This is a genomic window from Streptomyces sp. NBC_00440 (assembly GCF_036014215.1).
Taxonomy (GTDB): domain Bacteria; phylum Actinomycetota; class Actinomycetes; order Streptomycetales; family Streptomycetaceae; genus Streptomyces.
In genome coordinates this window covers 1,292,112-1,316,927 of the sequence record NZ_CP107921.1, presented here as the reverse complement: position 1 = coordinate 1,316,927, position 24,816 = coordinate 1,292,112, and the positions used below count along the sequence as shown (strand labels likewise).

General features: G+C 69.2%; 19 protein-coding genes. 10 read left to right on the top strand and 9 right to left on the bottom strand.

Going from position 1 to position 24,816, the window contains the following annotated elements; all coding sequences use genetic code 11:
- Positions 1-28 precede the first annotated feature (28 nt).
- Positions 29-1,531: an aldehyde dehydrogenase family protein gene (locus tag OHB13_RS05890; protein ID WP_328376079.1), complete on the bottom strand. Its 1,503-nt coding sequence runs from the start codon at positions 1,529-1,531 to the stop codon at positions 29-31.
- A gap of 277 nt (positions 1,532-1,808) precedes the next feature.
- Between OHB13_RS05890 and OHB13_RS05885 the strand changes: the two genes are divergently transcribed.
- The 4 genes from OHB13_RS05885 to OHB13_RS05870 all read left to right on the top strand — a co-directional run bounded on the left by OHB13_RS05885 (position 1,809) and on the right by OHB13_RS05870 (position 6,402).
- Positions 1,809-3,209 (top strand): MFS transporter, encoded by a 1,401-nt coding sequence (locus OHB13_RS05885; protein WP_328376078.1) that lies wholly within the window; start codon positions 1,809-1,811, stop codon positions 3,207-3,209.
- A 607-nt stretch (positions 3,210-3,816) separates the two neighbouring features.
- The gene (locus OHB13_RS05880; RefSeq protein ID WP_328376076.1) at positions 3,817-4,560 is read left to right on the top strand and encodes an IPT/TIG domain-containing protein; all 744 of its coding nucleotides are present in this window, start codon (positions 3,817-3,819) and stop codon (positions 4,558-4,560) included.
- Between the two features lie 155 nt (positions 4,561-4,715).
- Complete coding sequence (locus OHB13_RS05875) at positions 4,716-5,720, top strand: IPT/TIG domain-containing protein (RefSeq protein ID WP_328376074.1); 1,005 nt, start codon at positions 4,716-4,718, stop codon at positions 5,718-5,720.
- 181 nt (positions 5,721-5,901) lie between these two features.
- Positions 5,902-6,402 carry an Ig-like domain-containing protein gene (locus tag OHB13_RS05870; RefSeq protein WP_266858677.1) on the top strand — a complete coding sequence of 167 codons (501 nt, stop codon included), beginning with the start codon at positions 5,902-5,904 and terminating at the stop codon, positions 6,400-6,402.
- A gap of 162 nt (positions 6,403-6,564) precedes the next feature.
- Here the strand turns inward: OHB13_RS05870 and OHB13_RS05865 are convergent, their stop codons facing one another.
- From OHB13_RS05865 to OHB13_RS05845, 5 genes are all read right to left on the bottom strand, one after another.
- Positions 6,565-7,623: an LLM class flavin-dependent oxidoreductase gene (locus tag OHB13_RS05865; protein ID WP_328376072.1), complete on the bottom strand. Its 1,059-nt coding sequence runs from the start codon at positions 7,621-7,623 to the stop codon at positions 6,565-6,567.
- A gap of 143 nt (positions 7,624-7,766) precedes the next feature.
- Positions 7,767-9,374: a glycerol-3-phosphate dehydrogenase/oxidase gene (locus tag OHB13_RS05860; protein ID WP_266858681.1), complete on the bottom strand. Its 1,608-nt coding sequence runs from the start codon at positions 9,372-9,374 to the stop codon at positions 7,767-7,769.
- A gap of 5 nt (positions 9,375-9,379) precedes the next feature.
- Positions 9,380-10,909: a glycerol kinase GlpK gene (glpK, locus tag OHB13_RS05855; protein WP_266858682.1), complete on the bottom strand. Its 1,530-nt coding sequence runs from the start codon at positions 10,907-10,909 to the stop codon at positions 9,380-9,382.
- A gap of 51 nt (positions 10,910-10,960) precedes the next feature.
- On the bottom strand, positions 10,961-11,737 hold the full coding sequence (locus tag OHB13_RS05850; RefSeq protein ID WP_266858683.1) for an MIP/aquaporin family protein: 777 nt from the start codon (positions 11,735-11,737) through the stop codon (positions 10,961-10,963).
- A 284-nt stretch (positions 11,738-12,021) separates the two neighbouring features.
- Entirely contained in the window at positions 12,022-12,786 is a 765-nt protein-coding gene (locus tag OHB13_RS05845; protein WP_266858684.1) for an IclR family transcriptional regulator, read from the bottom strand.
- Positions 12,787-13,025: 239 nt separating this feature from the next.
- Here OHB13_RS05845 and metH point away from each other — a divergent pair, with 239 nt between their 5' ends.
- From metH to OHB13_RS05830, 3 genes are all read left to right on the top strand, one after another.
- Positions 13,026-16,541 carry a methionine synthase gene (gene metH, locus OHB13_RS05840; protein WP_328376068.1) on the top strand — a complete coding sequence of 1,172 codons (3,516 nt, stop codon included), beginning with the start codon at positions 13,026-13,028 and terminating at the stop codon, positions 16,539-16,541.
- Positions 16,542-16,690: 149 nt separating this feature from the next.
- Positions 16,691-17,404 (top strand): HAD family hydrolase, encoded by a 714-nt coding sequence (locus tag OHB13_RS05835; protein ID WP_266858687.1) that lies wholly within the window; start codon positions 16,691-16,693, stop codon positions 17,402-17,404.
- Positions 17,405-17,890: 486 nt separating this feature from the next.
- Positions 17,891-19,492, top strand: coding sequence for an ABC transporter substrate-binding protein (locus OHB13_RS05830; protein ID WP_328376066.1), 1,602 nt, complete (start codon positions 17,891-17,893; stop codon positions 19,490-19,492).
- Between the two features lie 96 nt (positions 19,493-19,588).
- Here the strand turns inward: OHB13_RS05830 and OHB13_RS05825 are convergent, their stop codons facing one another.
- Together OHB13_RS05825 and OHB13_RS05820 are read right to left on the bottom strand one after the other, a co-directional pair.
- The gene (locus OHB13_RS05825) at positions 19,589-20,263 is read right to left on the bottom strand and encodes a response regulator (RefSeq protein WP_164263912.1); all 675 of its coding nucleotides are present in this window, start codon (positions 20,261-20,263) and stop codon (positions 19,589-19,591) included.
- Between the two features lie 118 nt (positions 20,264-20,381).
- A complete protein-coding gene (locus OHB13_RS05820) occupies positions 20,382-21,284 on the bottom strand; it encodes a RecB family exonuclease (protein WP_443062926.1) in 903 nt (300 codons plus the stop codon).
- 122 nt (positions 21,285-21,406) lie between these two features.
- On the opposite strand from OHB13_RS05820, the gene OHB13_RS05815 reads away from it, so the two are divergent.
- The 3 genes from OHB13_RS05815 (at position 21,407) to OHB13_RS05805 (ending at position 24,379) form a co-directional block, all read left to right on the top strand.
- Positions 21,407-22,648 carry a site-2 protease family protein gene (locus tag OHB13_RS05815; RefSeq protein WP_266858692.1) on the top strand — a complete coding sequence of 414 codons (1,242 nt, stop codon included), beginning with the start codon at positions 21,407-21,409 and terminating at the stop codon, positions 22,646-22,648.
- Between the two features lie 18 nt (positions 22,649-22,666).
- The gene (locus OHB13_RS05810; RefSeq protein ID WP_328376062.1) at positions 22,667-23,626 is read left to right on the top strand and encodes a tRNA (adenine-N1)-methyltransferase; all 960 of its coding nucleotides are present in this window, start codon (positions 22,667-22,669) and stop codon (positions 23,624-23,626) included.
- Between the two features lie 165 nt (positions 23,627-23,791).
- Entirely contained in the window at positions 23,792-24,379 is a 588-nt protein-coding gene (locus tag OHB13_RS05805; RefSeq protein ID WP_328376060.1) for a hypothetical protein, read from the top strand.
- 76 nt (positions 24,380-24,455) lie between these two features.
- On the opposite strand, the gene OHB13_RS05800 is transcribed toward OHB13_RS05805, so the two are convergent.
- A complete protein-coding gene (locus OHB13_RS05800) occupies positions 24,456-24,767 on the bottom strand; it encodes a ferredoxin (RefSeq protein WP_266858698.1) in 312 nt (103 codons plus the stop codon).
- Between the last annotated feature and the right edge of the window lie 49 nt (positions 24,768-24,816).

Genomic DNA, 24,816 nt, shown 5'->3' with positions numbered 1-24,816 from the left:
CTCCAGACGGGCTGTGACGACCGGGCGACTACAGGGCGGCCCAGGGCAGGGGGGCGTCCGACGTGCCCCAGTACAGGGACTTCTGGCGCTGGTAGGCGCGGATGCCGTCGCGGCTCTTCTCCCGCCCGAGACCGCTGTCCTTGAGGCCGCCGAAGGGGGTGGCGATGCTGAACTGCTTGTAGGTGTTGATCCAGACGGTGCCGGCCTCGACCCGGCGGGCGATCCGCCAGGCCGCCCGGTGGTCACGGGTCCAGATGCCGCAGGCCAGCCCGTACACCGAGGCGTTGGCCCGCCGGACGAGATCGTCCTCGTCGTCGAACGGCAGCGCGGCGAGCACCGGCCCGAAGATCTCCTCCTGGCAGGTGCGCGAGGAGTTGTCCAGGCCGTCCAGGACGGTCGGCAGATAGTAGGCGCCGTCCCGGTACTCGTCGCCCGGCGGCACCGAGCCGCCGCAGAGCACCCGGGCCCCCTCGGTACGCGCCAGGTCGACCCTGGCCGCCACCGCGTCCCGGTGCCGGTGGTGCACCAGCGGACCGACCTGGGTGTCCGGCGCCGTACCGGGGCCGACCCGCAGCTTCCGGGTGCGCTCTACCAGTTCACCGACGAAGGCGTCGTAGATCTCACGCGCCACGAAGAGCCGCGAACCGGCGATGCAGGACTGGCCGCTGGAGGAGAAGACGCCGAACATCACGCCGGCCAGGGCCTGTTCGATGTCGGCGTCGGCGAGCACGATGGTCGGTGACTTGCCGCCCAGCTCCAGCGAGACGGGCATGATCTTCTCGGCCGCGGCGTGCGCGATCGTCCGTCCGGTGTCCGTACCGCCGGTGAAACTGACCTTTCCGGTACGCGGATGGCGCACGATGGCGTCGCCCACGATGCTGCCGCGCCCGGGGAGCACCGACAGGAGCCCGGCGGGCAGCGAGAGTTCGTCCAGGGCGCGGCTGATCAGCCGCCCCAGCGCGAGCGAGACCAGCGGGGTCCACTCGGCGGGCTTCAGCAGGACCGCGTTGCCCCCGGCGAGGGCGGGCGCGAGCTTCTGCGCGTCGCTGGCCACCGGGGAGTTCCAGGGGTTGATCGCGCCGATGACACCGATCGGCTCGAAGGTGCTCATCGTGAGGTAGTCGCCGCGCGAGGGGGTGATCGCCTCCTCGGCGGTCTCCAGCGCGGCGGCCGTGTACCGGAAGGTCCCGGCCGCGCTGGCCACCAGGGCGCGGGTCTCGGTGAGGGCCTTGCCCGTGTCGGCGGTCTGGAGCGCCGCGAGGTGTTCCGCCGCGCCCTCGGTCAGCTCGGCGATCCGGTGCAGCAGCCGGGCGCGCTGATGCGGGAGGAGCGCGCGCCAGGCCGGGTCGGCGGCGGCGCGGGCGGCGCCTTCGGCGGCCTCGTCGACCTCCGCCGGGGTCACGGCGTGCACGGTGGCGAGCACCCGGCCGGTGGCCGGGTCGACGGTCTCGGCCGGGGCACCGGCGCCGCGGCGCCACACGCCGGCCACGAGCGCTTCGTCGGGTACTTCGGCAGCAGGGGACCGGGTCATACGGGAGCCTCCTGGCTGGACGGGTTTGAGTGTGGGCTGGTTTGGGTGAGGGCTAGAAATCTAAGGGCTTAAATATCTCAACGCAACCCCCTAATTGTTTGGTGATTTACCTGTGCAGACCCTTGACGCCGTCCGGTATGCAGGCGATACAACTTAAGCGCTAAGAAACTTTGGCCTAACGCGCTTCGTAGTCCGGGTTGCGGACAACCCCTGTGGGACATCGCGTTCTTCTCGCCTCGCCCTCGCCCCTCAGCCGTGGAGTCGGAGGACCCTGCATATGACGATCGACGCTTCAGCGGACCGAGCCGTCCGGGCGGCCGTCGCCGCCCGTTTCGAACGGCTCCCGATGAGCCGCTGGCATGTCACCGTCCGGCTCATCGTGGGCGCCGTCACCTTCTTCGAGGCGTTCGACCAGCTGCTGATCGCGTACGCGATGCCCCAGCTGCGCCACGAGTGGCATCTGACCGACTCCGCCTCCACCTGGCTGCTCACCGTCGGCTCCGTCGGGATGCTGATCGGGGCGGTGCTCTCCGGCCGGCTCGCCGACCGCATCGGCCGGGTCAAGGTCATCGCGCTGTGCGTGGCCGTCTCCAGCGTCGCCAACCTCGCCCTGGCCGCGACCACGTCGCCCGGCTCCTTCATGGCGGTGCGGTTCGTCCAGGGACTGGCCATCGGCGGCGAGGTCCCGGTGGCCGCCACCTTCATCGCCGAGATCACCCGCAGCCACCGGCGTGGGCGGTTCGTCCTGCTCTACGAACTGGTCTTCCCGGCCGGGCTCACCGTGGGCGCGCTGGTCGCCGCCTGGGTGGTGCCGCTGCTCGGCTGGCGCTGGATGTATGTGCTGGCCGCCGTGCCCGGGGTGCTCTGCGTCCTGGTGCAGCGATCCGTACCGGAGTCCCCGCGCTGGCTCGCCGAACACGGCAGGGTCCAGGAGGCGGCCGATGTGATGACCAGGATCGAGACCGAGGTCCAGCGCGCCACCGGGAAACCCCTGCCACCCGTCACCGACCCGCCGGCGGACGAGGCGGGCCCGGCGCCCGAAGCGGCCCCGGAAGCCGGGGCGAGCGGTCTGCGCGGGCTGTTCACCGGCCGCTACCGCCGCCGCACCCTGGTGATCGCCGCTCTCTGGTTCACCGGCTACTTCGTCAACTACGGCATCACGTCCTGGCTGCCGACGATCTACCAGAACCGCTACGGCCTCTCGCTCTCCGACGCGCTCCTCTACTCGACCGTCACGGCCTGCGCGGGACTCGCGGGCTGTCTGGCCGCGGCCCTCACCGTGGACAGGGCAGGACGCCGGCGCGTCATCACGGTGTGTCTCACGGGAGCCGCCGTGATGCTCCTGGTACTCGCGTACCTCGGCGCCGGGACCCCGGTCCAGGTGCTGGTGTGGACCTCGCTCGCCGCGGTCTTCTTCTTCGGCTCCAACATCTGCCTCTACCTCTACACACCCGAACTCTTCCCGACCCGGATGCGGGCCCTGGGCAGCAGCGTGGGCGGTGCGATGAACCGGCTCGGTGTGATCCTCGGCCCCATCGCCGTCGGCATGGTGTACGCCGGGGGACATGTCTCCCCGGTCTTCGTGGTGCTGGGAGCGGTGGCCCTGGCGGGCGCCGCCGTCGCGGTGGTCGGCGCGGAGGAGACGGCGGGGCGGCGCCTGGAGGAGGTCTCGCCCTGAGCCGCCGCCGTGAACCGAACCGGCCGTGAACCGAATCGGCCGTGAACCGAACCGGCCGTGAACCGAATCGGCCGTGAACCGAATCGGCCGTGAACCGAATCGGCCGTGAACCGAATCGGCCGTGAACCGAATCGGCCGTGAACCGAACCGGCCGTGAACCGAACCACGGGCACTGGAAATGGTCGGCCGGTCACCGGTCAAGGCTGAGCGGAAGCTCGCGATGCGCGCTCACGGCGCCGGGGCCGGACCCGCACGTCGTGGAACCCCCCTGGTGGTGATGGCCTGTCAGGTGGCCATGTACCACCGTGAACGCGCCGCCGCACGCCATGCGCGCGCTCCGCCAATCGGTTGACGACGCGTCAATTCCCTTGGTGGAGGCGTCACTCCGATGGGTTAATGCGGGTATCTACATCATGGGGCGATGGTCCATCGAGTCGCCGCGGACCAGCCTCCCTCCCGGGACTGGCCTCATCCCGTCCGGACGGGTCTCCGCACATCCCCATCTGCCAGCGGCCGGACGTGTTGGCCTGGGCCGGTTCGGGACGCCCGTGGATCGGGAAACCCAGTCGCTGCTCGGAGAAGACTTCCGAGTGAGGAGGAACCCCTCATGCCCATCAGTCCCAACCAAGGCTCCACCAGCGGCGGAACAACCGTCACTATCACCGGCGTGAACCTGTCCGGTGCCACCGCCGTCCACTTCGGGTCCCGGACGGCCACGATCACCGCGAACACCCCGACCGCGATCACCGCCATCGACCCCGCGGGCTGCGGTGTCGTCGACGTCAACGTGACGACCGCGGGAGGGACGAGCAACTCGCTCTCCTTCTTCTACATCAGCCCGCCGATCGCGGTGTCCGTGGACCCGGGCTCCGGTCCGACGGCGGGCGGCAACACGGTCACCATCAACGGCTACGGACTCTCCACTGCCACCACCGTGTCCTTCGGCCCCAACAGCGTGACCCCGACGGTCGTCTCGGACAGCCGGCTGTCGGTGGTCGTTCCGGCCGGCAGCTCAGGTGGCTCCGTCGACGTCGCCGTCACCACCACCGGGGGCACGACCGCTCCGCTCACCTACGCCTATCTCGACGCGCCGACACCGGTCTCGCTCACACCCACCTCGGGGCCGGCCTCCGGCGGTACCTCGGTGACCGTCAACGGCACCGGCCTGGCATCCACCACGGCCGTCACCTTCGGCGGTACCGCCGCGTCCTTCGCAGTGCTGAACAGCACCACGCTGGTGGCTGTCACACCGCCCGGCACCACAGGTCCCGTCGATGTCGTCGTGACCACCGAGGGCGGTAGCGCCACCCTCAGCGACGGATTCACCTACGTGTCCGGTCCCGGTATCTGACGGAGTATCGGACGCACGGCTGTGCACAGCTCCGCTCCGGTCACCGGTCTGTGCCCAGCGGAAGCGGTGCGAACTCGGGTACGCCCGCCCGCACCGCTTCCGTGACCCCCACAGCTCGCGGCCCAGCCAGGCCGACCACACCCCTTGGAGTCACCGTGGCCCCTCCCGTCCTCACCTCGGTCGCACCCAATACGGGTCCGGCGGCGGGCACCAATCCCGTGACCCTGAACGGAAGCCAGTTCACCGGCGCCACCGCCGTCACGTTCGGATCCGCGGCCGCCTTGTCGTACACGGTCACCACCCCCTCGACGATCACGGCGACCGTCCCGCCCGGAACCGGCACGGTCAACGTCACCGTGCGCACGCCCGCCGGGCTCAGCAACACGGTCGCCTACACCTACGCGCCCACACCGACCCTCAGTGCGATCGCACCGAACCAGGGACCGACGTCGGGCGGGACCACCGTGGTCCTCACCGGCACCGGCCTCACCGGGACCACTGCCGTCACCTTCGGCAGCACCCCCGCGACCTCCTACACCGTCAACTCCGCCAACCAGATCACCGCCGTCACCCCGGCCGGCAGCGGCGCGGTTGCGATCACCGCGACCACCGTCGGCGGCACCTCGGGGCCGGTGTTCTTCTACTACCTCAACGAGCCCTCGCTGCTGTCCGTCTCACCCGCCGAGGGACCGACGTCCGGCGGGAGCACCGTGGTGCTCACCGGCACCGGCCTCACCGGGACCACTGCCGTCACCTTCGGCAGCACCCCCGCGACCTCCTACACCGTCAACTCCGCCACTCAGATCACCGCCATCACCCCGCCCGGCAGCGGATCCGTCGCGTGCACCGTCACCGGTCCCGGCGGCACCAGCAACTCCGTCATCTACACCTACGTGGCAGCGCCGACGCTCACCGCACTGTCGCCCACGCAGGGGCCGACCGGCGCGGGCGCCACCGTGACCCTGACGGGCACCGGGCTGACCACGACCTTCGCGGTCCACTTCGGTACCGAGCCGGCGGCCTTCACCGTGGTGTCGGACACGACAGCGATCGCGATCGCCCCGGCGGGTCCGGCGGGTCCGGTGCCGGTGAGTGTCATGACGTCGGGCGGCACGACCAACTCGCTCGCCTACCAGCGGGTTGCGCCTCCCGCGATCTAGCCAATACCACGCCACCGGCCCGCGCCATCGGCCCGCTCCAGCCCATTCGAGCGAGCCGATGACTCAGGTGGGGCCGCCGGGACCCGCGCCTCCCGCATATGCCATCGAAAGCGGCCTAAGGTCACGCCCCGAACGGTTACGGCGAAACCCCGCCTGCCGAGCAGACCGAGGAGGCCCTTCAGTGAAAGCATGTCGTGCGCGCAAAGCCGGAGCCATGGTCGCCGCAGCCGCGGCGGCCACAGTGCTGTTCCTCGCTCCGTCGGCTGCTGCCGCCGATCAGTCCTCGACCACGGTCCAGGCCACGCCCTCATCGGCGGCGACCGGGCAACTGGTCACCCTCGACGCGACAGTGACCTGCAGCTCGGACCCGAGCGGCGGCCTCGGCGTGTCGTTCTTCGACGGCTCGGACCTCCTCGCGACCGCACCCGTCTCCGCAGACGGACACTCCTCACTGACCACCGGTTTCACGACCACCGGAACACACACCATCACCGCCGCCTACAACGGCGACGACGGTTGCAGCGCTTCGAACGACACCACCACCGTCACCGTCTCCCAAGCCCCGGCTCCCCCGGCCAACAACCCGGGCTGCCTGCTGTGCGGGCTCATCGACTTCCACTCCGGGGACATCCACAACCAGGTCAACGTCAACAGCCACAATGTGACGCGCATCGACAAGTAAGCCCGTCCCGCCGGCCACTGGACGCGCGCCCGGGGTGCCACCACCGTGAGACTGAACGACCGACCGCCGATGTGAGACACCGGAAGCAGTACTGGTCAGAAGCCGGGCCGCTGCCGACAGAGGCGCGAACCCACGAACCCACAGGTCCGGTCAGGGCGGGCCTCACTCCCAGAGGGCCGACGGCGCCTCCTTCCGCACCACCGGGGCGATCTCCTCCGCGAACCGCTGCAGCGTCTCCAGCTGCTCCCCGCGCGCGAGCCCGAATCCGTCGACGCTGATGGACTGGAGGTCGTGCCGGTAGACCTCGTGGTAGCCGAGGATCTTGTCGATGATCTGCTGCGGGGACCCGATGAGCTGCGGGCCGCTCCCCATCGCGTCCTCGATGGTGCGGAAGGGGGTGTTGTATCCGGCTCTGCCCGCCAGATGTGGCTTGAAGGTCTGCGCCACCTTCGCCTCGTACAGCTCCTTGAAGCGCTCCACCGCCTGCTGCGAACTGTCGGCGATCAGCAGCCCGCCCGACCCGGCGGCGACATGGGCCCGCGCCGGGTCGTGCCCGTACTCCTCGAATTTCTCGCGGTAGTGGGCGATCAGCGCCGCATACGCCTCGCGCGGCTGGACGGCGTTGGCGGTGAAGAGCGGATCACCGTGGCGGGCCGCCAGTTCGGGGGAGTTGAGGCTGGTCGCCGAGCCGTGCCAGATGCGCGGGACCCCGTCGTACGGACGCGGGAGGGTCGTAGCCCCGTGCAGAGCGGGCCTGAACTCACCTTCCCAGTCGATCTCCTCCTCGCTCCAGAGCCGGCGCAGCAGCTCGTACTTCTCCTTCTGGAGGTCCCACTGCCGCTCCTCGTCGAGCCCGAAGAGGTCGAAGTGCCCGGCCTCCGCCCCCTTGCCGACGACCAGCTCGATACGGCCCCGCGACAGCTGGTCCAGGGTCGCGTAGTCCTCGGCGACCCGGACCGGATCGAGGATCGCCACGACCGTGACGCCGGTCAGCAGTCTGATCCTGGAGGTGCGGGCGGCGAGGGCGCCCAGCACCACCGTCGGGCTGGACGACAGAAAGGGCCCCGCGTGCCGCTCGCCGACCGCGTACCCGTCGAAGCCGAGCTGCTCGGCCGCCACGCCGACATCGACGACCTCGGCCAACCGGTCCGCTGCGGAGGGCAGTTCACCGGTCAGCGGGTGCGGGGCGTGGCTGATGAGGGAGAGCACTTGAAACTTCATGGTGCAACTCTGGTCGCCGCACATTGCGGCACTGTGGCAGCCGTGTGGCAGCAGTGAGGGGCGGCCCCGGAGGACCGCCCCTCACCGCTGCGGTGTTTCAGCGTGCTGCCGTTGTCAGCACGTCGGTTCTCCGCGCGTGGCCGCTACTTCTTGCCGAGCACGTCCTCGACCTTCGCCCGGACGTCGTCCGTGGCCAGGCCCCGGATGGTCAGCGTCGTACGGCGGCGCAGCACGTCGTCGGCCGTCTCGGCCCACTCGTGGTCGCGTGCGTAGACGACCTGCGCCCATATCTCCGGGGCGTCCGGGTGGACCCGTTCGGCCAGCGCCGGGTCCTCGTTCGCCAGCCGCGCGATGTCGAAGGAGAGCGAGCCGTAGTGCGTGGCCAGGTGGCGGGCCGTGTCCGCCGCCATGCGCGGCCCCGGCGTCCCGCCGTCCACAAGAAGCCGGTGCGCGACCGCGTGCGGGTTGGCGATGCCGGGCAGCGGCTGCTTCTTCGGCAGGTGCGAGATCGGCTCCATGTCGTCGCCGAGCGGGTGGCCGGGCAGTGCGGCCAGCTTGTTCATGACCGTACGGCCGATGTGCCGGAAGGTCGTCCACTTGCCGCCCGCCACCGAGAGCATCCCGCCGCGCCCCTCGGTGACGACCGTCTCGCGCTTGGCCTTCGAGGTGTCACCGGGGCCGCCCGGCAGCACCCGCAGTCCGGCGAAGGAGTACGTGATCAGATCACGCGAGAGCTGCTGGTCCCGTACGGAGAAGGCGGCCTCGTCCAGGATCTGGGTGATGTCCTTCTCGTTGACCGAGACATCGGCCGGGTCGCCCTCGTACTCCTCGTCGGTGGTCCCGAGCAGCAGCTGGTCCTCCCAGGGGAGGGCGAAGGTGATCCGGTACTTGTCGATCGGCGTCGCCAGCGCGGCACGCCAGGGCGCGGTGCGCTTGAGCACCAGGTGCGCGCCCTTGGAGAGCCGGATGGAGGGCGCCGCGTTCGGGTCCTCCAGCTTGCGCAGGTGGTCGACCCAGGGGCCGGTGGCGTTCAGTACGAGCCGGGCGCTGACGCCGAACTCGCTGCCGTCAAGACGGTCCTTCAGCTCCGCGCCGGTCACCCGGCCCCGGGTGAAGCGCAGCCCGGTGACCTCCGCGTGGTTGAGCACGGTGGCGCCGGACTCGACGGCGGCGCGCACCGTCATCAGGGCCATCCGCGAGTCGTTCATCTGGTCGTCGCCGTAGACCGCGACGGCCTTGAGGTTGTCGGTCCGCAGCTCGGGCACGTCGCGCTGCGCCTTCGCCGCGGAGATGACGTGGCCGACACCGTCGCCGAAGGCGGAGAGCGCGGAGTAGGCGAAGACGCCCGCACCGAGCTTGGCCGCGCCGTGCGGGCCACCCTTGTACACCGGCAGGTAGAACGTCAGCGGGTTGGCCAGGTGCGGGGCCACGTCACGGGAGACGGCGCGGCGCTCGAAGTGGTTCTCCGCGACCAGCTTCACGGCCCCCGTCTGGAGGTAGCGGAGGCCGCCGTGCAGCAGCTTGGAGGAAGCGGACGATGTGGCGCCGGCGAAGTCACCGGCGTCCACCAGGGCCACCCGCAGCCCGGACTGCGCGGCGTGCCAGGCGGTGGAGATGCCCAGGATTCCGCCGCCGATCACCAGGAGGTCGTACGTCGCCTTGGAAAGCTGCTCCCGAGTCTCGGCGCGGCTCGGAAGGGAGCCGGAGGCCGGGTGCGTCCCGAGGGCCGGGACGCTCTGCAGGGTGGTCATATTGGTTACTCCTCGTCTTCGAGCCAGCCCATGGTCCGCTGTACGGCCTTGAGCCAGTTCTTGTACTCGCGGTCACGGACGGCCGCGTCCATCCGGGGTGTCCACTCGGCGGCCCTGCGCCAGTTGGCACGCAGTGCGTCGGTGTCCGGCCAGAAGCCGACGGCGAGACCGGCGGCGTAGGCAGCGCCGAGGCAGGTCGTCTCGGCCACCATCGGGCGCACCACCGGCGCGTCCAGGAAGTCGGAGAGCGTCTGCATCAGCAGGTTGTTGGAGGTCATTCCGCCGTCGACCTTGAGCGCGGTCAGCTCGACGCCGGAGTCCTTGGTCATGGCGTCGCTGATCTCACGCGTCTGCCAGGCGGTGGCCTCAAGAACGGCACGGGCGATGTGCGCCTTGGTGACGTAACGGGTCAGACCGGCGATCACACCGCGCGCGTCGGGACGCCAGTACGGGGCGAACAGACCGGAGAAGGCCGGTACGAAGTACGCGCCGCCGTTGTCCTCGACCGACGATGCCAGCGTCTCGACCTCGGCGGCACTGTTGATCATGCCCATCTGGTCGCGCAGCCACTGGACGAGCGAGCCCGTGACGGCGATCGACCCCTCCAGGGCGTACACCGGCTTCTGGTCGCCGATCTGGTAGCCGACGGTCGTCAGCAGGCCGTTGTACGAGTTGACGGGCGTGTCACCGGTGTTCATGAGCATGAAGGTGCCGGTGCCGTACGTCGACTTGGCCTCGCCCTCGGAGAAACAGGTCTGGCCGAACAGGGCCGCCTGCTGGTCGCCGAGCGCGGAAGCGACCGGGACACCGGCCAGCACGCCCGCGCTGGCCGTGCCGTACACCTCGGCGGACGAGCGGATCTCCGGCAGAACGGACTCCGGGATGCCGATGGAGGCGAGGATCTTCGGGTCCCACTCCATCTTGTGCAGGTTCATCAGGAGCGTGCGGGAGGCGTTGGTGACGTCCGTGACGTGGACACCGCCGTTCACCCCGCCCGTCAGGTTCCAGATGACCCAGGAGTCCATGGTGCCGAAGAGGATGTCGCCGGCCTCCGCGCGCTCGCGCAGCCCATCGACGTTGTCCAGCAGCCAGCGGATCTTCGGCCCTGCGAAGTACGAGGCCAGCGGCAGACCGGTCTCGCGGCGGAAGCGGTCCTGGCCGACGTTGCGGCCGAGTTCGCGGCAGAGCGCGTCGGTGCGGGTGTCCTGCCAGACGATGGCGTTGTGGACGGGCTCACCGGTGTTCTTGTCCCAGAGCAGCGTGGTCTCGCGCTGGTTGGTGATGCCGATGGCCTTGACGTCGGCCGCTGTGATGCCGGCCTTGTTGACCGCGCTGCCCACGACTTCCTGGACGTTGGTCCAGATCTCGGCGGCGTCGTGCTCGACCCAGCCGGGCTTGGGGAAGATCTGCTCGTGTTCCTTCTGGTCGACGGCGACGATCCGTCCGTCCCGGTCGAAGACGATGCAGCGGCTGGAGGTGGTGCCCTGGTCGATGGCCGCGATGAACGGCCCGGTGGTGTGAGCGTCAGTGGTCACGGTGTGCTCCGAAAGTCTGAAGGGTTGGTCGACGGTGCCGGTGCCGGGAGCTCACGCGAAGGCGAGGTTGTACAGACCGCCTGCGAGAGCGCCGCCTATGAGGGGGCCCGCCACGGGTATCCACGCGTAGCTCCAGTCCGAGCTGCCCTTGTGGGGGAGCCGCAGCAGGGAGTGGACGATACGCGGGCCGAGGTCGCGGACCGGGTTGATGGCGTAACCGGTCGGACCGCCGAGCGAGAGCCCGATGGACACGACGACCAGCGAGGTGATCAGAGCGCCGATGATGCTCAGGCCCTTGCCGTCCGCGCTGAGGCCCTGGGTCAGGATCGCCAGGACGAGGACCATGGTGCCGATGATCTCGGTGGCCAGGTTCTGCACGACGTTGCGGATCTCGGGCGCGGTGAAGAAGACACCGCCCACCGGGCCGGGGCCCGGCTCGCTCTTCGTGAGGCCCTTGTCCTGCGCCGCGATCTCCGGGTCCCTGAGATGGGCCTGGAAGTGTCCGTAGTACGCCACCCAGACCAGGGTCGCACCGATCATGGCGCCGAGCAGCTGGGAGCCGAGGTACAGGGGTACGTCACCCCACGGGGTGTCGCCCTTGATGGCCAGGCCTATGGTCACGGCCGGGTTCAGATGCGCGCCGGAGACGCCGGTGGAGATGTAGGCGGCGGTCAGTACGGCGAATCCCCAGCCGAACGTGACGGCCAGCCAGCCCGCGTCCTTGGCCTTGGAGCGCTTGAGTGTGACGGCGGCGCACACACCGGCGCCGAGCAGTACGAGTACGGCGGTCCCGATGGTCTCGCCGATGAAGATGTCGGAGCTGGACACCCGCGACTCCTTTGTCCTTCGTCCAGGGGAAGCCGGACACCGGTTTCCTCCGGTCGTCCGCGCCCTCAGGTGAGGGCGTTGCCGGCCCTTTGGCACTGTCACACCTTAACGCGTATTTCCGTTAAGTGTTCGACAATGCCGACCGATGAACGGCAGTTTTGTCCTGCGGTCGGTAAACGTCAAGGGGCTGTGACGTGAAACTCGATGAGCGGTTTCCGTCGGAGCCGTGCCGGCGCGCGGCCGGGACGGAAAAGGCGCCCCGGACCCGTATCCGCGGCGGCGCCTCAGAAGCGGCCGGCGCCCAGATCGCGCGAGACGGAGCGGGCGCAGTCGCGCACCGCGGCCACCAGTTCCGGGCGGAGCTCCCCGTCCACGCAGACCCGCTCGACCGCACCGGTCACCGCGATGGCGCCCAGCGGCATCCTGCGCCGGTCGTGGATGGGGGCGGCCACCGACGCCACGCCCTCCCAGGTCTCCTCGATGTCCGAACCCCAGCCGCGCGCCCTGGTCAGGTCGAGCACCGACTCGAACTGCTCCGGGTCGCTGATCGTGCGGGGAGTGAAAATCTGCCGCTCGGTCTCCAGGGCCTCGCTGTGCGCCACCGGGTCGTACGCCGAGAGCACCTTGCCCAGGGCGCTGGAGTGCAGTGGCTGCATGGCTCCGACCTCCAGCACCTGCCGGCTGTCGTCGGGGCGGAAGACATGGTGGACGATCAGGACGCCGCGCTGGTGCAGCACGCCCAGATAGACGCTCTCACCGCTGGAGCGGGCCAGGTCGTCGGTCCAGACGAGGGCGCGCGCCCGCAACTCGTGCACGTCCAGGTAGCTGTTGCCCAGGCGCAGCAGTTCGGCCCCCAGCTGATAGCGCCCGGATGCCGGGTCCTGCTCCACGAAACCCTCCTGCTGGAGGGTGCGCAGGATGCCGTGGGCGGTGCCTTTGGCCAGGTCGAGGGAGGAGGCGATGTCGGAGAGGCCGAGCCGCCGCTCGCCGCCCGCGAGCAGCCTCAGCATCGCAGCCGCCCGCTCCAGGGACTGAATGTTCTTCGCCATTGCTGGGCCACCCTCCACACTGTTCGGCAATGCTGAACACTATCGGTCCATGTCGACCCAGTGTCACGCGGAGTGCGGCCGGGCGATACCGGATCCGACCCGCGGCCCTGCGGTGGCAGGGGCGTCCGTCCCGTGGGACACCTGCCCCTATCGGTGCCGTCCCCGTTAGGCTGGCCTGGTGCGCCATCCTGCCGGAAGGCGCAAAGCCGACAGCCGTCGCATCCCAGGGAGTACATTCCATGGCCTCGTCGCCAACCCCTTCCGCTGACAGCCGGACCCGAGCTGACGCCCTCCGAGAGGCACTGGCCACCCGTGTGGTGGTGGCCGACGGTGCGATGGGCACGATGCTGCAGGCGCAGGATCCCACTCTTGAGGACTTCCAGCAGCTGGAGGGCTGCAACGAGATCCTGAACGTGACCAGGCCGGACATCGTCCGCTCGGTGCACGAGGAGTACTTCGCTGTCGGCGTCGACTGTGTGGAGACGAACACCTTCGGCGCGAACCACTCGGCGGCGAACGAGTACGAGATCGCCGACCGGATCACCGAGCTGTCCGAGGCGGGCGCCCGCATCGCCCGCGAGGTGGCCGACGAGTTCGGCGCGAAGGACGGCCGCCAGCGCTGGGTCCTCGGCTCGATCGGCCCCGGCACCAAGCTGCCGTCGCTCGGCCACACCACGTACGACGTCCTGCGGGACGGCTACCAGCAGAACGCCGAGGGACTGCTCGCCGGCGGGGCGGACGCCCTGATCGTGGAGACCACCCAGGACCTGCTGCAGACCAAGTCGAGCCTGATCGGCGCACGCCGGGCGATGGACGCCCTCGGTGTCAGCGTGCCGCTGATCTGCTCACTCGCCTTCGAGACGACCGGCGTCATGCTGCTCGGCTCCGAGATCGGCGCCGCGCTGACCGCGCTGGAGCCCCTGGGTATCGACCTGATCGGGCTGAACTGCTCGACGGGCCCGGCCGAGATGAGCGAGCACCTGCGCTATCTGGCCCGCCACTCGCGTACACCGCTGATGTGCATGCCGAACGCCGGGCTGCCCGTGCTGACCAAGGACGGCGCGCACTTCCCGCTCGGCCCCGAGGGACTGGCGGACGCGCAGGAAGCATTCGTGACCGACTACGGCCTGTCCCTGATCGGCGGCTGCTGCGGTACGACGCCCGAGCATCTGCGCCAGGTCGTCGACCGGGCCAGCGCCCTCACCCCCACCGCTCGCGAGCCGCGCCCCGAGCCGGGTGCCGCGTCGCTGTATCAGACGGTGCCGTTCCGTCAGGACACGGCGTATATGGCGATCGGTGAGCGGACGAATGCCAACGGCAGTAAGAAGTTCCGCGAGGCGATGCTGGAGGCGCGTTGGGACGACTGTGTGGAGATGGCGCGCGATCAGATCCGTGAGGGCGCGCACATGCTGGATCTGTGTGTCGACTATGTGGGCCGTGATGGTGTGGCCGACATGAGCGAGCTGGCGGGCCGTTTCGCCACCGCGTCCACGTTGCCGATCGTGCTGGACTCCACGGAACTGCCTGTGCTGCGGGCGGGTTTGGAGAAGCTGGGCGGTCGTGCGGTCCTGAACTCGGTCAATTACGAGGACGGTGACGGGCCGGAGTCCCGTTTCGCGAAGGTGACCGCGCTGGCGGTCGAGCACGGTGCCGCGCTGATCGCGCTGACGATCGATGAGGAGGGTCAGGCGCGCACGGTCGAGCACAAGGTCGCTGTCGCGGAGCGGCTGATCGAGGACCTGACCGGTAACTGGGGGGTGCGCGAGTCGGACATTCTCATCGACACGCTGACCTTCACGATCTGCACGGGTCAGGAGGAGTCGAGGGGCGACGGCGTCGCCACCATCGAGGCCATCCGCGAGCTGAAGCGCCGGCATCCGGACGTCCAGACCACGCTGGGTCTGTCGAACATTTCCTTCGGTCTCAACCCGGCTGCCCGGGTGGTGCTGAACTCGGTGTTCCTGGATGAGTGTGTGAAGGCGGGGCTGGATTCGGCGATCGTGCATGCGTCGAAGATCCTGCCGATCGCCCGCCTGGAGGAGGAGCAGGTCAAGGTCGCCCTCGACCTGATCTACGACCGGCGGGCTGAGGGCTATGACCCGTTGCAGAAGCTGATGGAGCTTTTCGAGGGCGTCAACATGAAGTCCATGAAGCAGGGCAGGGCCGAGGAGCTCATGGCTCTCCCGCTGGACGAGCGGTTGCAGCGCAGGATCATCGACGGGGAGAAGAACGGTCTGGAGGCCGACCTGGATGAGGCGTTGCAGACCCGGCCGGCTCTGGAGATCGTCAATGACACCTTGCTGGAGGGTATGAAGGTTGTCGGTGAGCTTTTCGGGTCGGGGCAGATGCAGTTGCCGTTCGTGCTCCAGTCGGCTGAGGTGATGAAGAGTGCGGTGGCTCATCTGGAGCCGCACATGGAGAAGACCGATGATGACGGCAAGGGCACGATCGTCCTGGCCACCGTCCGTGGTGACGTGCATGACATCGGTAAGAACCTCGTCGACATCATTCTGACGAACAATGGCTACAACGTCGTCAACCTCGGTATCAAGCAGCCTGTCTCGGCGATCCTGGAAGCGGCGGAGGAGCACAAGGCCGACGTCATCGGGATGTCCGGTCTCCTGGTGAAGTCGACTGTGATCATGAAGGAGAACCTCCAGGAGCTCAACCAGCGCAAGATGGCTGCCGATTTCCCCGTCATCCTCGGCGGCGCGGCCCTGACCAGGGCGTATGTCGAGCAGGATCTTCACGAGATCTACGAGGGCGAGGTCCGCTATGCGCGGGATGCTTTCGAGGGTCTGCGGTTGATGGATGCGCTGATCGGTGTCAAGCGGGGTGTGCCGGGTGTGGTGCTGCCCGAGCTCAAGCAGCGGCGGGTGCCGAAGCGGGATACGGCTGCTGTTCTGGAGGTGGAGGAGGCGCAGGGGCCTGTCCGCTCGGATGTGGCCACCGACAATCCGGTCCCGGAGCCGCCGTTCTGGGGTACCCGTGTCGTCAAGGGGATCCAGCTCAAGGAGTATGCGTCCTGGCTGGACGAGGGCGCGCTGTTCAAGGGGCAGTGGGGTCTGAAGGAGGCCCGTAAGGGTGAGGGTCCCACGTATGAGGAGCTGGTGGAGACCGAGGGCCGGCCGCATCTGCGGGGGTGGCTGGACCAGCTGCACACCAAGAACATGCTCGAAGCGGCAGTGGTCTACGGCTACTTCCCTTGTGTCTCCAAGGGCGACGATCTGATCCTCCTGAATGAGGACGGCAGTGAGCGGACCCGTTTCTCCTTCCCGCGTCAGCGCCGTGGCCGCAGGCTCTGTCTGGCGGATTTCTTCCGCCCCGAGGAGTCCGGCGAGACCGATGTGATCGGTCTCCAGGTGGTCACGGTCGGCTCGCGGATCGGTGAGGCAACCGCCGAGCTGTTCGAGGCCAACTCCTACCGCGACTACCTCGAACTCCACGGCCTCTCCGTCCAGTTGGCCGAAGCCCTCGCCGAGTACTGGCACGCACGAGTCCGCTCCGAACTCGGCTACGCGGGCGAGGACCCCTCCGACGTCCAGGACATGTTCGCCCTGAAGTACCGCGGTGCGCGCTTCTCGCTCGGCTACGGCGCCTGCCCGGATCTGGAGGACCGGGCGAAGATCGCCGAACTGCTCCAGCCCGAGCGGATCGGCGTACACCTCTCCGAGGAGTTCCAACTGCACCCCGAGCAGTCCACCGACGCGATCGTGATCCACCACCCCGAGGCGAAGTACTTCAACGCCCGGTAGACCCGGTAGCCCGCTACCGGGCGCGGGTGCGCCGCATCGCAGCGCGCGCCGGACCGTCCCGACGTACACTGGTCGGTCCGGTGCAGGCCGGTTGCCTTCCCAGCAGGGCGGGCGACCGGCCTTCGTGTCCCTCCAGGAGGTGTCCCCGTATGACCAGTACGGTCGCCGCGCTCAACACCCGTATGGCCGAAGGCGCAGCTCTGCAGGCGGTCCTGCTCGACATGGACGGCACGCTGGTGGACACCGAGGGCATCTGGTGGGACGCCGAGGTGGAGGTCTTCGCGGACCTCGGCCACCGGCTCGACGAACGCTGGCGCGACACCGTGGTGGGCGGGCCGATGACCCGCAGTGCGGGATACCTCATCGAGGTCACCGGCGCGGACATCGCGCTCCCCGAGCTGACCACGCTGCTCAACGACCGGTTCGAGGCGCGGATCTCGGGCGGGGTGCCGCTGATGCCCGGGGCGCTGCGGCTGCTCACCGAGCTGGCCGCCCACGGTGTGCCCACGGCCCTGGTCTCCGCCTCGCACCGGCGGATCATCGACCGGGTCCTCAAGTCGCTCGGCCCGGACAACTTCTCCCTGACCATCGCGGGCGACGAGGTGGCGCGGACGAAACCGCACCCGGACCCCTATCTCGCCGCCGCCGCGGGCCTGGACGCCGATCCGGCGCGCTGCGCGGTCATCGAGGACACCGCGACCGGAGTGGCGGCGGCGGAGGCTGCGGGCTGCCGTGTGGTGGCTGTGCCCTCCGTGGCGCCCATCGCCGCAGCGGACGGCCGGGTAGTCGTCGGATCTCTGGAAGAAGTCGATCTGGGCTTTCTCAGGGCACTGGTCAACGGAATGCACCGAGCCGGATACTGACCGTGTTCCTTTCGTTTTGAAGGGAATCGGCGCCTGTCATCCACCTGCATTTACGTGAGCATGAAGAGTGGCTTGATGCTTTACGAAAGGCGGGGTCGAAGTGACGTTCATCACCTGACGAAACGTCGACACGGGGGCATTTGCGTGCTGCGAGTGCCGCATCGCCGTTCAGCACATGCCCATGTGTCCCGATTGGTGAAGCGGTGTACGAATCATTTCGGTGGTCGGATATTGACGCTCCGCTATCCGTGAAGATGGTGTGGATCCCACCCAAGTCGCCCCCGGTCCAGGTTTCCTGACGTTCCCCACTAATCTCATGGCGAGAACTTCGCCGTACACTTCTGTGCCCCCGGTGCCCACCAAGCGGCCGGGATCACTGGACTGATCGCTCTGTACCCGGCCCGATCGCCCCGCCCCGATCGGGCGGCAGCGGCGGAGTGTCTGTACATCGCTGTATCCCAGTGCCGGATGAGGAGAACGTCCAGAATGAACCGCAAGACTCTGGTGCTGCCGGCGATAGTGTGCCTGCTCGCTCCGGTACTCGCCGCGTGCGGCAGCACAGGCAGCGGCGGCGACGGCGGCAAAGCCATCGTCGTGGGCACGACGGACTTCATCGAGTCCGGCAACAAGGCTCCGGCTCCTCTCGACCCCGCCTACACCTATGACACCGGCGTCTGGAACTTCCTGCGCCCGACACTCCAGTCACTCATGGCGATGCCGCGTGGTGGCGGCCTGCCGGTGCCGGACGCCGCCAGCGACTGCCGTTTCACGGACACCGAGAACGAGAGCTACCGCTGCAAGCTCCGCAGCGGCCTCCAGTTCGCCAACGGCGACCCCCTCACGGCCGCCGATGTGAAGTACTCGATGGAACGCGTCACCAAGATCGATGACCCGAACGGCCCGGCCGGTCTGCTGGAGAACATCGACACCATCGAGGCCGTCAACTCTCACGAGCTGGTCTTCCACCTCAAGACGCCCGACGCCACCTTCCCGTACAAGCTGGCGACGCCTGCCGCGGGCATCGTGGAGAAGAAGGAGTACGCGCCGAACAAGCTGCGCAAGGGCTTCGTGATCGACGGCTCCGGCCCGTACACCTTCAAGGCGGTGGTCAGCAACAACCGCCTGCAGAAGGCCATCTTCACCAAGAACCCCCACTACAAGGGGTCGCTGAAGCTGCAGAACGACAAGGTCGAGATCGATTCCTTCAAGGACGCCGCGGCCATGGGCTCCGCGCTGAAGTCCGCGAAGATCGACATGATGGCCCGCACGCTCTCCCCGGAGCAGATCAAGCAGTTCTCGGACGGTTCGTCGCCGAACATCAACTTCGTCGAGAGCCCCGGCCTGGAGATCCGCTACCTCGCCTTCAACACCAATGACCCGGCGGTGAAGAACAAGGCGGTCCGCCAGGCGATGGCCGCGCTCGTCGACCGCGGTCAGATCGCCAGCCGGGTGTACGGCGCCACCTCCGACCCGCTCTACTCGCTGATCCCCACCGGCATCGGCGGACACACGAATTCGTTCTTCAACAAGTACGGCGATCCGAGCAAGTCCGAGGCCGCCCAGATCCTGCACTCCGCCGGGATCACCAACAAGGTCCGGCTGACCCTGGACTACACGAGCGACCACTACGGGCCGGGTACGGCGAAGGAGTTCGCGCTGCTCAAGCAGCAGCTGAACGACTCAGGGCTGTTCGACGTGAAGACCCAGGGCCACAAGTGGGCGCAGTTCCGCCCCGACGAGGTGAAGGGCGACTACGCGGTCTACGGCATGGGCTGGTTCCCGGACTTCCCCGACGCGGACAACTTCATCTCGCCGTTCCTCAGCAAGGGCAACTTCCTCAACTCGCCCTACGTGAACACCACCATCCGCGACAAGTACATCCCGGACTCCCGGCGCGCCGCGGACCGCACCACGGCGGTGGTCCCGCTCCAGAAGATCCAGGACATCGTCGCGGACGACGTTCCCGTGCTGCCGCTCTGGCAGGGCAAGCAGTATGTGGCGGCCCGGGACGACCTGACCGGAGCGGAGTGGGCGCTGAGCAACTCCTCCGCCCTGCAGATCTGGGAGCTCGCCCGCGGCGTCAGCTGACCGGCCGGCGGCAGCACACCGGCCGGTGTGCTGCCGCCCGGAGCCGCCCCGATGGGTCGCGGGCGGCCCGGAGGACCGGCGGGCGGGGCCCGGGAGCTACTGCTGGGCCCCCGGGCGTACCAGACCGCTCTCGTACGCGTAGACCGCTGCCTGGACCCGGTCGCGCAGCCCCAGCTTGGTCAGCACGTGACCCACATGCGTCTTCACCGTGGTCTCGCTGACGAACAGATCGGCGGCGATCTCGGCGTTGGACAGACCCCGCGCGACCAGCTTGAGGACTTCCACCTCGCGCTCGGTCAGCGTGTGCAGCGTGTCCGGAACGGGATCCTCGCCGGACGGCAGATGGTCCGCGTACTTGTCGAGCAGCCGGCGGGTGATGCTCGGCGCGAGCATCGCCTCGCCCCCGGCCACCACCCGGATCGCCTGGACCAGCTCATTGGCGGGCGCGTCCTTGAGCAGGAAACCGCTCGCGCCGGCCCGCAGGGCCTCCACGACGTACTCGTCCAGGTCGAAAGTGGTCAGGACCAGGACCTTCGCCGGGCCGTCCCGGCCGGGGCCGGTGATCTGGCGGGTGGCCTCGACCCCGTCCATCCGGGGCATCCGGATGTCCATCAGCACCACATCGGGCTGCAACGCCCGGACCTGGTCGAGGGCCTGGAGGCCGTCCCCGGCCTCACCGACCACCGCCAGGTCCTGCTCGGCCTCCAGAATCATCCGGAAACCGGTGCGCAGCAGCGGCTGGTCATCGACCAGTAGGACGCGGATCGCCACGGGAACTCCTTCGCTAGACCGGCCCCATTCTGCCCTGACCGGCCCACCGGGACGCCGCAGGGCGTACCGGGGGAGTCCCGGACGGATCAGGCACAGCGCCGAAGGGGCCCGCCGGATCTCACCGCTCCGCGGCCGCGCCGGACACCTCGGCCCCGGCCCCGCGCACCACTTCCAGGGGGTAGACCGGCGGGGTGCCGCCGAATTCCGGACAGACCGCCTGGTGGTCGCACCAGCCGCAGAGCTTCGTCGGCCGCGGCTGCCAGTCGCCGCTCTCCGTGGCCTTCCTGATCGCGTCCCACAGCGCCAGCAGCTTGCGCTCGACCCGCTCCAGATCGCCTTCGACCGGGTCGTACGTCACCACGTCGCCGCTCCCCAGATACACCAGCTGGAGCCGGCGCGGCAGGATGCCCTTCAGCCGCCACACGACCAGCGCGTAGAACTTCATCTGGAAGAGCGCGCCCTCCGCGAACTGCGGGCGCGGCGCCTTGCCCGTTTTGTAGTCGACGATCCGGACCTCGCCGGTCGGCGCCACATCGACCCGGTCGATGATCCCGCGCAGCCGCAGCCCCGACGCCAGCTCCGTCTCGATGAACAGCTCCCGCTCGGCCGGTTCGAGCCGCGTCGGGTCCTCCAGCGTGAACCACCGCTCGACCAGCGCCTCGGCCTCCGAGAGCCACTTCGCCAGCTGCTCGCCCCCGGGGTCGTCCGCGAACAGCTCGCCCAGCTCCGGCTTGGCCGACAGAAGGCGGTCCCACTGGCCGGGGACCATGCCCCGGGCGCGCGGAACCGTCCGCTCCGCCGCCGGGTCGTCGAACATCCGCTCCAGCACCGCATGCACCAGAGTGCCGCGCGTCGCCGCAGGACTGGGCTTCTCCGGCAGCTTGTCGATCACCCGGAACCTGTACAGCAGCGGACACTGCATGAAGTCACTCGCCCGCGACGGCGAGAGTGAAGTGGGCTGCTGGGCGGTAGTCATGTCCAAGACCCTACGACCCGCCACTGACAACGATCCGCATACCATCGACGGTGGACCTCCTCACCCTGCATGATCAGGACACCGTGGAAAGCGGTGTCTGGACCGGCGACGGTGCGGAGGAACGCATTCGAACGACATGAACGACATGAACGACATGAAGGGACACCGTGGACGAGAGCGGCGACAGCGGGCGCCCGCAGCCCGGCGCGGACGGGTCGGGGCCCGGCCCCGCGCCCGACGGCGGCAAACCGCAGCGCCGCCGGGACGCACCGGGCGGCGGCATCCTGATGGGCCGCCCCTTCGGAGTCCCGGTGTACGTCGCCCCCAGCTGGTTCCTGGTGGCAGCCCTCATCACCTGGGTCTTCGGCGGCCAGCTCGACCGGATCCTCCCCGAACTGGGCAACGTCCGGTATCTGGTCTCCCTCTTCTTCGCGGTCGCCTTCTACGCCTCCGTACTGGTCCACGAACTGGCCCACACCGTCGCCGCACTGCGGTTCAAGCTGCCGGTGCGCCGCATCCAGCTCCAGTTCTTCGGCGGTGTCTCGGAGATCGAGAAGGAATCCGACACCCCGGGACGCGAGTTCATCCTGGCCTTCGTCGGACCGCTGCTCTCGCTGATCCTCTCCGGCCTCTTCTACCTCGGGATGAAGGCGGTGGAGCCCGGTACGGTCCCCGGAGTGCTGCTGGCCGGCCTGATGATCTCCAACCTCATCGTGGCGGTCTTCAACCTGCTGCCCGGGCTTCCGCTGGACGGCGGCCGGATGCTCCGCGCGGTCGTCTGGAAGATCACCGGCAAGCCGATGAGCGGCACCATCGCCGCCGCCTGGTTCGGCCGCCTGCTCGCCGTCTCGGTCCTGATCGGCCTCCCGCTGCTCACCCACACCGGCTCCGACGCCGACGTGGGCGGCATGGAGACGGTCATGGACGCACTGCTCGCCGCGATCCTCGCCGCGATCATCTGGACCGGCGCGGGCAACAGCCTGCGGATGGCCAGGCTCCGCGAACACCTCCCCGAACTCCGCGCCCGTACGCTCACCCGGCGCGCCGTCCCCGTGGAGACGACGACACCGCTCTCCGAGGCGCTGCGCAGGGCCAATGACGCCGGTGCCCGCGCACTGGTCGTCGTGGACAGCCAGGGCGACCCGACCGCCCTGGTCAGGGAAGCGGCCATCGTCGGAGTGCCGGAGCACCGGCGCCCCTGGGTCGCGGTCAGCGGACTCGCCCAGGACCTCACCGAGGGGATGCGGGTGCCGGCCGAGCTGGCGGGCGAGGCGCTCCTCGACAAGCTGCGGGCCAGTCCGGCCACCGAGTACCTGGTGGTCGAGGAGACCGGCGCGATCTACGGAGTCCTCTCCACCGCCGACGTCGAACGGGCATTCGTCCAGGCGATGGCGCGACCCGGTTCCTGAGGCCGGTAGTCTGCTCGTATGTCCGAACCGACCGGTGCCGCCCGCCGACGTGGGCCCTTCAAAGTCGGGGACCAGGTCCAGCTCACCGACCCCAAGGGACGCCACTACACCTTCACGCTCGAAGCCGGGAAGAACTTCCACACCCACAAGGGTTCTTTCCCGCACGACGAGCTGATCGGTGCTCCCGAGGGCAGTGTTGTCCGTACCACGGGAAACGTCGCCTACCTCGCGCTGCGCCCCCTGCTCCCCGATTTCGTCCTGTCCATGCCCCGCGGCGCCGCCGTGGTCTACCCCAAGGACGCGGGCCAGATCCTGGCCTTCGGGGACATCTTCCCCGGCGCACGCGTCGTCGAGGCGGGTGTGGGGTCCGGCGCGCTCAGCAGCTTCCTGCTGCGTGCCATCGGCGAGCAGGGGATGCTGCACTCGTACGAGCGCCGCGAGGACTTCGCGGAGATCGCCACGCAGAACGTGGAGCGCTACTTCGGCGGTCCGCACCCCGCCTGGCAGCTCACCGTCGGTGACCTCCAGGACAACCTCTCCGACACGGACGTCGACCGTGTGGTGCTGGACATGCTCGCCCCCTGGGAGTGCCTGGACGCCGTCTCCAAGGCGCTCGTCCCCGGCGGCATCCTCTGCTGCTACGTGGCCACCACCACCCAGCTCTCGCGCACCGTCGAGTCGATCAGGGAGATCGGCTGCTTCGCCGAGCCGCAGCCCTGGGAGTCCATGGTCCGCAACTGGCACGTCGAGGGGCTGGCCGTCCGCCCGGACCACCGGATGATCGGCCACACCGGCTTCCTCGTCACCGCCCGCCGTCTCGCCGACGGTGTGGAGGCCCCGCTGCGCCGCCGCCGGCCGTCCAAGGGCGCGTACGGCGAGGACTACAGCGGTCCCGGAAAGAGCACCGCCCAGCCGAAGGCCGCAGTCGAGAGCGACTCGGCCGAGAGCGAATCGACCGGTTCCGACGAGATCGTCTGACCCGGACAACGCACCGGCGCCGCCGCGTAGTTCCCCGAGCACACCGGGGAACTGCGCGACGGCTTCTTTACGTTGACCTTACGGACCCCGGCGTTCCGATCCCCTGTGACGTGTGGCACTATTCTGGCCACCCCCTCCGGCACTGCCCCACAGGAGACCTCTCGCGTGCAGCCCTCCGCGCTCCCGGACCTCGTACTCCCGGACCTCGCGCACAACAGGACCAGTCCGGTCCACTGGCTCGCCACGGCCACCGCGATGGCCGGCGTCGTCGCACTGGCGGGCGTCCTCACGCCCGATCCGGCCACCGCGTCCCAGCCCGGCGGCAGACCGGCCCGCACGCACACGGCCGCGCCGAACCCGGCGGCCGTGACCTTCCCGCTGAAGTGCGGAGGGGCGGGGACCACCGTCACCGGGAAGGCGTCCGGCGACCTCGACGGGGACGGCAGCTCCGAAACGGTGGCCGCGGTGCGCTGCGACGCCGGATCGGGCACACCCCCCAGCGGGATCTACGTGCTCACCCGGCCGGGGACCGGTGACGGCCCGCCCCGGATCGTCGCGACACTGATCAGCCCGGCCGAGCAGCAGACCGTGGGCGCGCTCGCCGTGCGGGACGGCGCGGTGACCGCGACGCTCCTCGGCTACTCCTCGCCCGATGTGCCGCGCTCGAATCCGGACGTGCGGCAGCAGGCCAAGTGGCGCTGGCAGGGCGGCGAGTTCGTACGCTCGGCGCCCTCCCAGGCGCGGAGCGTCTGACGGCGGTGGGCCCGGCGGCGGGCGTATGCCGACGGCGTGTACGTGGCGTACCTGAGGATGCGGCGCGCGCGATGACCTACTCGGCAGCGGGCCCGTAGACCTCGACGCTGTCCGAAACGCGACGTACATGGATGCAGTCGCCCGGACACTCCTTGGCCGAGTCCACCACGTCCTGGAGGAGCGGCAGCGGCACGGGCGTTGTGGCGCCGACGGCCTGGAGCAGCTCGTCGTCGGCGCTCTTCACATAGGCCAGCCCGTCGATGTCCAGCTCGAACACCTCGGGCGCGTACTGGGCGCAGATGCCGTCCCCGGTGCAGAGATCCTGGTCGATCCAGACCTCCAGCGCCTGGGCGCCGTCGCTGGTGGGAGCCTCGTCCTGCACGGTCATTTCTCCTGCCGTTCCTGCGCGGTTGAACCAATTGAAGCCAGCCCTGACG